Raw genomic sequence first — 12,125 nt, forward strand, 5'->3', positions numbered from 1 at the left:
AGGGCGCATATCCCCCCTAGTTTTTTTGTGCCTTGATCCAGGGAAAAAAGGTGAATTTTTATGCTATAATGAAAGATGGTATGAATTCGAAAGTAATATAGTGAGGGATTAGAAATATGGCAAGTTATACGCCCATGATACAGCAATATTTAAAAATCAAGGCAGATTACCAAGATGCCTTTTTATTTTTTCGCTTAGGCGATTTTTATGAAATGTTTTTTGATGATGCAAAAGAAGCAGCACAAGAATTAGAAATTACGTTAACAAGCAGGGATGGCGGGACGATTCCAATGTGTGGTGTTCCATATCATTCTGCGGCTGCATACATAGAACAACTGATTGAAAAAGGCTATAAAGTCGCCATTTGTGAGCAGGTGGAAGACCCTAAAACGGCAAAAGGTGTGGTCAAAAGAGAAGTCGTTCAACTGATTACACCAGGTACGGTCATGGATGGCAAAGGACTGAATGAAAACGAAAATAACTTTATCGCTTCTGTTTCCAGCTTTCAAAATGGCTACGGTCTTGCACTTTCCGATTTATCAACAGGTGAAAACATGGCGGCTTTCATTGAACGGTTAGATGAAGTTGTGTCTGAAATTTATTCTGTCGGTGCAAAAGAGATTGTGGTATCAAAGCAGCTCGATGAAGAAACGGTGAAAACCCTGAAGGAACGCTGCCAAGCGACCATCTCATACGAAGATAGCGATGAATTAATAGATGAAACTGAACGCCTCGTTGCTCATCTTGACGAACATCTTAAAAGAGCATTTTTAACACTCTATGCATACTTAAGAAGAACGCAAAAAAGGAGTCTTGATCATCTTCAGCAAGTTCAAGTGTTTCAGCTTGAACAAACGATGAAAATTGATCTTTACTCAAAGAGAAACCTTGAATTAACAGAAACCATCCGTTCAAAAAGCAAGAAGGGTTCTTTATTATGGCTCTTAGATGAAACAAAAACGGCAATGGGCGGAAGACTGCTGAAGCAATGGATTGATCGTCCGCTCATCCGTCTTTCACAAATCAAAGAACGCCAGGAAATGGTGCAAATTTTGATGGAACATTTCTTTGAGCGAGAGGATCTGCGAGAACGATTAAAGCAAGTGTATGATCTTGAACGTCTAGCAGGCCGTGTGGCATTTGGAAATGTGAATGCCCGTGATCTTATTCAATTGAAAGAATCTCTCAAGCAAGTGCCATCTATTAAAGAGCTTGTCCGTTCTCTCCCAGAGGAAATGGCGAAATCTAGAGCAAATGACATTGATCTATGCGGTGATTTACTTGATTTATTAGAAGATGCTCTTTATGAGAATCCGCCGATGACGTTAAAAGAAGGCAATTTGATTAAAGACGGCTACAATGCAAAATTAGATGAATATCGTGATGCGAGCCGAAACGGGAAAGATTGGATCGCTCGTCTTGAACAGCAAGAAAGAGAATATACAGGCATTCGTTCGTTGAAAGTAGGCTTTAATAAAGTGTTTGGCTACTATATCGAAGTGACCCGGGCAAACACACATTTATTAGAAGAAGGCCGTTATGAAAGAAAACAAACCCTTGCCAATGCAGAGCGGTATATTACACCTGAATTGAAAGAAAAAGAAGCCCTTATTCTTGAGGCGGAATCAAATATTAGTGAATTGGAATATGAACTATTTTCTGCGCTTCGGGAACAAGTAAAAGCGTATATTCCTAGATTACAGCTGCTCGCCAAACAAATGAGTGAGCTTGATGCGCTGCAATGCTTTGCGACTGTAAGTGAAAAGCGGCGTTATGTCCGCCCTGAATTTTCACAAGATGAAGTGGAAGTCATTGGTGGCCGTCATCCTGTTGTTGAAAAAGTGATGGATCATCAAGAGTATGTACCGAATGACTGCCAAATGGGCAAAGGGAGACAAACCTTGCTCATTACTGGTCCGAATATGTCAGGGAAAAGCACATATATGAGACAAATGGCATTGATCTCGATTCTTGCGCAAATTGGCTGTTTTGTGCCAGCATCAAAGGCAACCCTTCCGATTTTTGATCAAATCTTTACACGTATTGGGGCAGCAGATGATTTGATTTCTGGTCAAAGTACTTTTATGGTAGAGATGCTTGAAGCAAAAAATGCGATGGTACATGCGACAAAGAACAGTTTGATTTTATTTGATGAAATTGGACGCGGGACAAGTACATATGATGGGATGGCTCTTGCGCAGGCAATCATTGAATTTGTGCATGATCATATTGGTGCCAAAACTCTTTTCTCCACCCATTATCATGAACTGACGGTACTTGAATCCCAATTAAGCGAGCTGAAAAATGTCCACGTACGAGCTGAAGAGCATGAAGGGACAGTTGTTTTCTTACATCAAATCAAAGAAGGTGCAGCGGATAAAAGCTACGGCATCCATGTAGCGCAGCTTGCTGAGCTGCCTAATGCGATCATTGATCGAGCCCAGACCATCTTAACGGAGCTTGAGAGCGGATCACATGAAGTGGTTCCGCGCGTCTCTAAAGCCCCGAAAAAAGAGATGGCTGAGGAAAAACAGCAGCTTTCTTTCTTTGAAGTGGAAGAAAAACCGCAAACAAAACCTGTGTTGAAAAACAAAGATCAAGCAGTGATCGAAGAATTGAAGTCATTTAATTTAATGGATATGACACCGCTTGAAGCCATGACAAAGCTATATGAATTGCAAAAGAAATTATAATGTAAGGTGAGGTGAGCAAGAAATGGCAAAGATTATTCAGTTATCCGATGACCTATCAAATAAAATTGCAGCTGGTGAAGTGGTCGAACGTCCAGCTTCTGTCGTGAAGGAGCTCGTGGAAAATGCGATCGATGCTAGTAGTACTGTCATTGAAATCGATGTAGAAGAAGCAGGACTTTCTTCTATTAGAATTATTGATAATGGGGTGGGAATCGATGCTGAAGATTGTAAGCTCGCCTTTCAGCGTCATGCGACGAGTAAAATCAAAGATGAAAATGATCTGTTTCGTGTCAGGACGCTCGGTTTCAGGGGGGAGGCGCTGCCAAGTATTGCCTCAGTCTCTCACTTAGAAATGAAGACAAGTACCGGTGAAGGTGCTGGAACACACTTAGCTCTCCAAGGCGGGAAGATCATTTCGGAGAAAAAAACCTCTGGCCGTCGCGGCACCGAAATTGTGGTCACCAACTTATTTTATAATACGCCAGCCCGTCTAAAATATATGAAAACTGTTCATACGGAGCTTGGCAACATTTCTGATGTTGTGAACCGAATTGCACTTGCTCATCCAGAAGTGTCGATTCGCTTGCGACATCAAGGAAAAGTGCTGCTTCAAACAAATGGAAACGGAGATGTGCGGCATGTGCTTGCGGCCATTTATGGAACGGCAGTGGCCAAAAAAATGCTGCCACTACATGTACAATCACTTGATTTTGAAGTGAAAGGCTATATTTCCTTACCAGAAGTGACAAGGGCATCTCGTAATTATATGTCTTCTGTTGTCAACGGCAGATATGTCAAGCATTTCCCGCTGGTGAAAGCCATTCATGAAGGATACCATACACTGCTCCCGATCGGACGTCATCCGATCACATTTATTGAGATGAAGATGGACCCGATTTTAGTCGATGTGAATGTACATCCATCAAAACTTGAAGTAAGACTAAGTAAAGAGCAGGAACTTCATGAGCTGATCAAACAAGGGATTAAGGACGTCTTTCAAAAGCAGCAGCTCATTCCAAGTGCTCACATGCCTAAAAAAGCGCCAATGCCAGCTGTGAAAAATGAGCAGCAGTCCTTAGCTTTTGATTCTAAACAAACAATGAAAAGCCGAGCGGAGACCCCTGTTTCCTATGAGGCGTACCCGCTTGAATCGGCTGTATACGAGACAAGTCAGAAGGACACATACGGGATGCCTGAACCGGAAAGCTTGGAAGAGACTTTATCAGCACCGTCTGAAGAAACGTTTGACCATGTATATGTAGAGGAATCTGCAGCTTCGCATGAACAACATGAGGAAGTGATGCTGGAAGACAGTGCAGCTCAGCATCAGGCTGAAAGTGAACGTGTCCCTGTCATGTATCCGATTGGACAAATGCACGGAACGTATATTTTGGCTCAAAATGAACGCGGTCTTTATATCATCGATCAGCACGCAGCCCAAGAGCGAATCAAGTATGAGTACTTTCGTGAGAAGGTAGGAGAGATTGAACAGGAAGTCCAAGAAATGCTTGTGCCATTAACCTTTCACTATTCTAAAAACGATATGCTGATTATTGAAGAGCATCTCGATATTTTAGCAAAAGTAGGGGTCTTCTTAGAACCGTTCGGATCAGGAAGCTATATCGTTCGATCGCATCCACAGTGGTTTCCTAAGGGAGAAGAGGCTGAACTCATCGAAGAAATCATTCAGCAAGTGCTTGATGAGAAACGAGTAGATATTAAGAAACTGAGAGAAGAAGCGGCGATCATGATGAGCTGTAAAGGCTCGATTAAAGCAAATCGTCATTTGCGTCATGATGAAATCAAAGCCTTATTAGATGAACTCCGGCAAACACAAGACCCATTTACATGTCCGCATGGCCGGCCGATTATGATTCATCATTCCACATATGAAATGGAGAAGATGTTTAAACGGGTCATGTGATGAATGAGAAAAAGCGCTCTAATAGCGCTCAGCGTGAAGAGAAAGTGAGGGTTTTTAAGACAAGATGTCCACAAAACCCTCATTTTTGTCTTTTGAACTGTTCAAGAAACGATATATGGTGTTTTTCATTTGGAGTTTATTCAATATACGGTGTATTTAAAACTTCAAAAAACTGTCGAGGTTTTCTCGACAGCCTGAAGCGCTCTTAGAGCGCTTTTTTGTTTAGCATCCGCAAGGATTTGGCGGTGTGACGACAACTGGGCGTTTATTAATATCAATCGTATCCTCTGCATAAAATGTGGAACCAATGCTGATCGCACGATTTTCTGCGCGGAACGTATATGTACCTGCAGCAGGAAGTACTTTATGTGAAAGTTGTAATGTATATTGGGAACTTCCGAATAAATCGAAACGAGCTGGAATGCGGACAGTTTTTCCGTTGTTCAAAATGTAACTGTCTTTTAATGCTTTTCCATTGATAATATCCTTTGTTGTGGCTTGAAAACCTGCTGGTAAAGTAAATTCAACTGCACCAATACTAAGAACAGAATTTGGACGGTAAGTTAGGTCAATGTCAGAAAAAGACCATTCCTGTTTACTTGCTCCTGTGATTTTTGCATAAAGGGCAGCTGGTCGTGCATTCGTTGAAGCTTTGCCTTCCTCTGTTTTAGCCCCTTCAGCTGATGCGGCTAGCGGTACTGAGAGTGCCATGATCAATGTAAGCATCCCCATCATAATCATTGTCCATGTTTTCTTCATTTCTTCCTTCCCCCTTGATTGATTATAGGTAAATAATAGATGATTGCATCCATTATTTACCTATAAGGTTACCATATTCCTATATGTCATTAAATGGTATTTTATACCCTTATTTTGCTTGTTTTTTAGTAATAACGGGGTAGGAATGCATTTGATTGGTTCATTCCGTAAGCATTTCCTGTCATATGATGATTTGCCGGCATCATCATATTCATATCATGATAGCCATATGGCTGGTAGGGAGCCATACCATAACCGCCGTAGTGACCGAAGTGATGGTGATCGTTCATCTGTACATTTGAATAGGGTTCATACTGCTTCATAAAAGGGGAATAGGCTGAATGATGATGCGGATGGTGTCCGCTATAAGCATCTTTTTTACCGGTATGATAATGATTTGGCATATTCATAGGGTCATGCATGTTTGGTGCGATCACATGCTCATGATTGGCTGTATACACATTTTCAAACGTGTGATAGGGATTTCCTTGATGGTAATGGTTGGTTTGGTTATTCATATTGTTCATTTTGTATCTCATCCTTTTTTTCAGGTTGCCATATCTTATGAACTGCACCTGTTTCATGAGCCTATCCATATGAAAGAAAAGAACGACATCCAACAAAAAAACCGGCTTTTCAGCCGGGAAAACAAAAATCAGGTGCAGCGTCAAACACTAAAATGAGAAGCTATGTCTTTTTCTGCGACGCTTCTTACATCTGCTGCAGACACTTTTAGGATAATAATGGGGATCGTAGCTTCTTGAAGTATCCCAAAAATCGCTCTCAAACCAATCATCTTTTTTATGATAAAACTTCTTTTTTTCACACGGATCAATATGGTGATGATCGTCATGCTTTTTATAGCATTTTGAGTGGGAATGTTTGCTCTTGCATTTGCACATTGTCATCCCTCCTAAATGTGACTCAATGCTAGTATATGCAAGAAAGGTGTACGAGGACTGGATGGTGGCGCTCCTTTTGTAAAAAAAGGCTAATTCTTTAAAAACTCAAATAAAAAGAATTGACTAGTGCTAAATTAACATGATAAAATATAAATTTTTATCCTCTGCTGAAATGTGTTATAATCATATTGTGAATACTTTCGGAGGTGGCGGATTTGTTTCAAATAGGTGATAAAATTGTTTATCCTATGCATGGAGCCGGTGTGATTGAAGGAATGGAAGAAAAAGAGATTTTAGGTAAGACGGAGGAATATTTTCTGATTCAAATGCCGAATATGCAGATGATGATCCCAAGAGGCAGAATCAATCAACTAGGTATACGTCCGGTAGCTGATCAAGCTACGCTGAAAGTTGTGATGAACAATTTTGCAGAAGAAACAAACGACGACACGCTTACTTGGAAGCAAAGATATGATGAAAATCTGAAAAAGCTAAAAACAGGTTCGATTGAAGATGGCGCAGACGTTGTCAAAGATCTGATGAGACGTAATCAGAAAAAAGCTTTAAATTCTAGCGAAAAGAAGATGCTTGAAGATGCACGGGGCATGTTAGTGAGCGAAATTTCACTTGCACAAGGCATGTCGCAAGATGAAGTGCTGACAGCATTAGAGAATGAATTAAGAGTTTAATGCTCGATATACAGAGACTGGCTGTAAACAGTAGGAGATATTCCTTTTGTTTACAGCTTTTTTATTTGAAAAAAGATGAAAATTCCCAATTTTGTAGGTGTTTTTGACTAAAACTAAAATGAGGTCATAGGATTTAGTTTTTACTTGCACATGAACCGTTTTAAAGAAGCCGAAAATACCTAGGACAACATAAAAAAACAGGTAAGTTCTCCTGATTATGAAAAGGAGCCGGACATTCTTTGAATTCTTTTAGCGATTGATAGTAAAATAATGCGATAAGATGACATCGAAGAGAATGAAAAGGAGCGGTGAAATGAAAAGACTACTCATATGTGGATTCATCTTTCTCATCCTGTGTGCTCTTTTAATGGTGAAATGCAGCCATTCCATGCCAGAAAATAAAGAGCAAAAGCAACATCATGAAGAAGTACAAAAGTATAAGAAAGAGCGAAAAAAAGGTGATCAATATGAAAGTTTTAAACAACTCATACAGCATGAAAGAGACGGCTATGAGATAGAATTTCACGAAAAAGGCGGAAGTGACTTACTTGTCTTTTCTCCTCACGGCGGCGAAATTGAACCAGGAACAAGTGAAATTGTAGAAGCATTTCAAAAAAAGTACTCTACGTATTTATTTGAAGGGACAAAACAAGACAACAACCGAGACTTGCATATCACTAGTACAAAATTCGATGAACCCATTTTGGTTCAAATGATTAAAACATATCCCTTTTCTATATCTATCCACGGTTATAACAGTGATAGAAGACATACACTTGTGGGCGGGACAAACGAAAAAATGCAAAAAGCGGTTGTGCGAGAACTAAAAGACCGGGGCTTCTCCGCAGAGCTCGTGCAAAAAGGCGAACGCCTCTCTGGAACGGATCCAAACAACATTAATAATCAAAATGCAAGTGGGGAAAGTGTCCAGTTAGAAATTAGTACGGCGCAGAGAAAAGCCTTTTTTGACAACTTCGATACAAGAAAAGGAAAGAAAAAAGCATTTAGTCGCTATGTCAGTGGTTTAAAAGAAGTGCTTAGAGAATTCGACCCTTCTTCGTAGAAAAAAGGTTTTGATGGGCAAAAGTACTCTCTTTAAACTTGGTAAAAAAGATAGAAATGTGCAAAATCAACATAAAATATGAAATAAATGACAATTTGCCTTAAAATCATAAATTATGTAAAATAATAGTTATCAGTTTGATATGATAGAATGGGGCTGAAGTGGATGGCACACAAAATACCATCTTCCGAAGTAGGTGTAAAAATCAATCAATGGTACACACATATTTGCAAATTTGAAGTTGATCAGGCAAACGATATGAAGCGCCTTGTTGAAGAAGACATTCATGAGATGGAAGAAGACCAAGATTTATTACTCTATTATTCTCTCATGGATTTTCGCCATCAAATGATGCTTCAGCACTTAACGCCAGTCCATGCAGGGAATGAATCGCTTCAAGCGGTTTCTTTTCCAAAAGAAATTGAAGAGGCAGAAGACGAGTTGACGGGTTTAATGGGCTATTACTTTCATTTTTTCCATGGAATGTATGCATTTATCCAGCACCGCTATATCGAAGCCATTTCCTATTATAAGCATGCGGAACATCAGCTGATCTTAGTGACAGATGAGATCGAAAAAGCGGAATTTTATTATAAAATTGCTGAAGTATACTATCATATGAAACAAACCTATTTTTCTATGCATTATGCGAAAAAAGCGAGAGACATCTATAAGAAACATCAGCTTTATGGAAAAAGAAGCATTCAATGCGATTTTGTGATGGCAGGTAATTGGATTGATGTAAGTCAGCATCAAAAAGCGCTCCCGTATTTAGAAAAAGCTTTAAAAGTGTGTGAAGCAATGGAAAGAAAAGAATGCACATCTTATTTTAAGGCGATGGCCCTCAATAACTTAGGAACTTGTCATTATAGTATGGGAACCTATCATACAGCGACTGTCTTCTTTGAACAAGCCATTTCACTTTATCAAAAAGATCAAGCTGCAACGATGATCAAATCATTGTTTTCACTGGCTCTTACTTGTTTTAAACTCGAAGATATGGAGCGAGCGAGTGAGGCTATAAAGGAAGGCATGAATCAGGCCTCTATATTGGGAGATGAAATTTATCAATTGAAATTCCAATTTTTACAGGCACTCTATATAGAAACAGACAGCTCTGAACAATTGAGATCAGCCCTTTTGGGACTACGAAACAAAAAAATGTTTGCTGATTTAGAGGAATTGGCACTTGATGCGGCTAATTATTATAAGGAACGCGACATGTACAAGGAATCTTCCACTTTTTTTGAAATTGTGATCGAAGCGCGTACGCACATTCAAAAAGGAGATGAGATGTATGAGAACGAAGCATAACATGTCAGCTGCTCAAGTAGAAGAAAGACTTCACACATAAAAACAGACAAAACAACACCCTTTACGAAAAACGTAAAGGGCTTTTTTATTTATTCTTGGATGGCTTTTTCTGCGTCGATGGCACCTGCTCCGTAAATCATTGGGTCCTCTCCAGACCACTTGCTTGTATTTTCTTTTAATAAAGTTTTGACTTCATCAGGTGTTAAATCTGGTGAATGCTCTAATAATAGTGCGCAGATACCGGCACAAATAGGCGTCGCCATCGAAGTGCCAGATAACGTCGTATAATCATCATCGACTCTACTTGATTTATCTAGTTTATCTAGGAATGATCTTGGTGATCTAAGAGAGACGATATTGACTCCTGGTGCGAGGAGGTCGGGCTTTGTTTCACCGTAGACCGTTGGACCTCTGCTCGAAAATGGTGCCACGACATCGTCACTTGATTCGGGTGTATTTCGATCATCATAGGCTCCGACCGTAATGACTTTTTGACTCACGGCAGGGCTAGCAATCGTTTGACTGTTAGGGCCGGAGTTCCCAGCAGCAACGCATACCACAATCCCTTGATCCCAAGCTGCATTGACAGCGCGCACCATCGGATCGTCTTGTTCGTCATCATAACGCTGCGCATCGCCGCCTAGTGACATACTGATAATGTGAATTGGGTCATCAGGATGGTCTTCGTTGAACTGTATGCACCACTCAACACCTTCTATAATAGTAGAAAGTGATCCAGCGCCTTGTTTATTTAACACTTTTACCCCAATGATATTGGCTTTTGGAGCGGGTCCTTTGTATAAGCCGTCTGAGGCAACTCCGTCTCCAGCCACATCCCCAGCGCAATGCGTTCCGTGACCGTTATCATCATAAGGTTTCGTTTTTTGTTTGACTAAATCTACAAAGTTGCGAATTCTTCCATCTAAGTCCTCATGTGGGTATACGCCCGTGTCAATGACAGCAACCGTAATGCCTTCACCGGTTAAGGTCGTGCCATTTCGAACGACTTCATCCGCATGACTTGCTTGTGTCGCCACATCCAGTAGTGCATGTACCTGTCTATCTAAATATATTTTGCGAATATGCTCCCCATTCGCTAAGAGTTCCTCTAAAGCAGCAGGGGTAAGATCAGCTGCGCAGCAGTCAATGTGTGAAAAGTGTTTTTTGATGTTTGTTTTTCTACTTTTTTTCATTAGCTGCTTTGTACTTTGAATGCCAGCTTCGACTGCATCTTCCTTAAATTCAATGATGACCCGAAGCTGCTTTCTTTTCTTTAACCTTCCTTCAAAAAAACGATGAAGAAAACAAGGTGTCCACTTAAAAGGTTTATAGAGGTGAAGGACGGTCTCTCTTAAAGGCTGATCCAGTTTACTAGCATGTGTTCTGACCATTTGTACCATGGAAAATCCAAACATGTGATGCCCTCCATTCTAGCTCTCAATTCTCGTACACTCTTACGTTATGAACATGACAGCATCTTCGTTCGGATTCTTGTCCCTTCTTTTGTTCATATTGGCGTCTGACTCATTTCCTCCAAAAAGAAAAAGCGTTTACATTTTGTAAAATAATAGAAAAAGGTGGAAATCATATCAAAACTGCCGATGATAGGTGGGAGAGTTCTTCTTAGAGAACCAGTAAAACAGAGGATTCTGCAGAAAAAAGGGGGGTTCTAGACAGGGTCAATGCTCATACAAATGTGATTCATTCCAGATGAAAAAAATCAAATTCGCATAAAAAAAAGACGAATTAAAGAAAACAGACTGGGTAGGACTAGGTCATTTTAAACATAACTTCATTTGTTTGTCATACTATTCTAACTCTGTTTTCAATCAGGAGAGGCGTTTCTGTGTATATAAATGCAATTATCTTATTTTTGAGGAATCTCATGATCTAGAGTGTTATGATCAAATTTGAAGAGAAAAAGTGGAAAAAATGAAAAGAAATGATGATTCAATATTAATCATAGAAACGGCTTAGAAATCTGTTAAAGGAGAACGGGAATGAAGAAGTTTTTTGCTTTGCTTCTCCTGCTTGCACTCGGATGGGGCGTCTATTATACCATGCAAGCACAGGAACATGATGAGCCAGTGTCATCAGGTGGAGAAGACGAAAGCGGTTCAAATGATATGTATCGTAATTTTAAAGAACTGGAAGAGAATGAATCAACAGATCATTATCAAATCACATCCAATCCAGTGCCCGGCAGCCGTCTTCTAGTAATGTCGCCTCATGGCGGGAGAATCGAAGGCGGCGTTAGTGAGATTGTCCATTTTTTTGATAATGATTTTTCTACGTACTTATTTGAAGGTTTTAGAGAAAATGCATCAGAACTTCATATTACAAGTACAAACTTTGATGAACCAATCGGAGTCGCACAGGCAAAAGCACATGATTATGTATTAGCTGTTCACGGGTATAGAGGGGAGCCGGGAATTGAACACACCCTTGTTGGCGGAACAGACTATGACCGTGCTGAAAAAATCGTGAACTCATTAGAGCGCAACGGTTTTTCTGCTGAACTTGCAGTTGCACACGCAACCCTAAGCGGAACGAGCAATCATAATATTAATAATCTTACTAAAACAGGGCAAAGTGTACAGCTTGAGATTAGTAGAAGTCAACGGGAAGCGTTATTTGACAGTTTCGATTTTCGGCAGCGATCGAGTACAAAAAACGAGACGTTCTACCGGTATGTCAGGGCGATTCGAACGGTGCTGGATGAAGAATATACGTAAGGATGGTTCACATCTTAAGACAGCAAGATGAATTCTTGTTACACTA

At 40.2% G+C, this 12,125-nt stretch carries 9 protein-coding genes; 6 read left to right on the top strand and 3 right to left on the bottom strand.

Going from position 1 to position 12,125, the window contains the following annotated elements; all coding sequences use genetic code 11:
• Nucleotides 1-116: 116 nt before the first annotated feature.
• On the top strand, nt 117-2,693 hold the full coding sequence (mutS, locus tag NST57_RS09110; protein WP_142155112.1) for a DNA mismatch repair protein MutS: 2,577 nt from the start codon (nt 117-119) through the stop codon (nt 2,691-2,693).
• Nucleotides 2,694-2,715: 22 nt separating this feature from the next.
• Complete coding sequence (gene mutL, locus NST57_RS09115) at nt 2,716-4,617, top strand: DNA mismatch repair endonuclease MutL (RefSeq protein WP_341298418.1); 1,902 nt, start codon at nt 2,716-2,718, stop codon at nt 4,615-4,617.
• Between the two features lie 222 nt (nt 4,618-4,839).
• On the opposite strand, the gene bslA is transcribed toward mutL, so the two are convergent.
• The gene (gene bslA / locus NST57_RS09120; protein WP_142155114.1) at nt 4,840-5,376 is read right to left on the bottom strand and encodes a biofilm surface layer hydrophobin BslA; all 537 of its coding nucleotides are present in this window, start codon (nt 5,374-5,376) and stop codon (nt 4,840-4,842) included.
• Nucleotides 5,377-5,501: 125 nt separating this feature from the next.
• The gene (locus tag NST57_RS09125; RefSeq protein ID WP_341298419.1) at nt 5,502-5,903 is read right to left on the bottom strand and encodes a hypothetical protein; all 402 of its coding nucleotides are present in this window, start codon (nt 5,901-5,903) and stop codon (nt 5,502-5,504) included.
• A gap of 590 nt (nt 5,904-6,493) precedes the next feature.
• Between NST57_RS09125 and NST57_RS09130 the strand changes: the two genes are divergently transcribed.
• The 3 genes from NST57_RS09130 to NST57_RS09140 all read left to right on the top strand — a co-directional run bounded on the left by NST57_RS09130 (nt 6,494) and on the right by NST57_RS09140 (nt 9,344).
• Complete coding sequence (locus tag NST57_RS09130; protein ID WP_142155117.1) at nt 6,494-6,967, top strand: CarD family transcriptional regulator; 474 nt, start codon at nt 6,494-6,496, stop codon at nt 6,965-6,967.
• Between the two features lie 313 nt (nt 6,968-7,280).
• Complete coding sequence (locus tag NST57_RS09135) at nt 7,281-8,030, top strand: poly-gamma-glutamate hydrolase family protein (protein ID WP_142155118.1); 750 nt, start codon at nt 7,281-7,283, stop codon at nt 8,028-8,030.
• A gap of 165 nt (nt 8,031-8,195) precedes the next feature.
• Entirely contained in the window at nt 8,196-9,344 is a 1,149-nt protein-coding gene (locus NST57_RS09140) for a Rap family tetratricopeptide repeat protein (RefSeq protein ID WP_341298420.1), read from the top strand.
• Between the two features lie 89 nt (nt 9,345-9,433).
• On the opposite strand, the gene NST57_RS09145 is transcribed toward NST57_RS09140, so the two are convergent.
• Nucleotides 9,434-10,759 (bottom strand): S8 family peptidase, encoded by a 1,326-nt coding sequence (locus NST57_RS09145; protein WP_341298421.1) that lies wholly within the window; start codon nt 10,757-10,759, stop codon nt 9,434-9,436.
• 585 nt (nt 10,760-11,344) lie between these two features.
• Between NST57_RS09145 and NST57_RS09150 the strand changes: the two genes are divergently transcribed.
• Nucleotides 11,345-12,079: a poly-gamma-glutamate hydrolase family protein gene (locus NST57_RS09150; protein ID WP_073414213.1), complete on the top strand. Its 735-nt coding sequence runs from the start codon at nt 11,345-11,347 to the stop codon at nt 12,077-12,079.
• Nucleotides 12,080-12,125: the final 46 nt, after the last annotated feature.

The organism is Bacillus sp. FSL M8-0077, assembly GCF_038050255.1.
GTDB lineage: Bacteria > Bacillota > Bacilli > Bacillales > Bacillaceae > Bacillus > Bacillus altitudinis.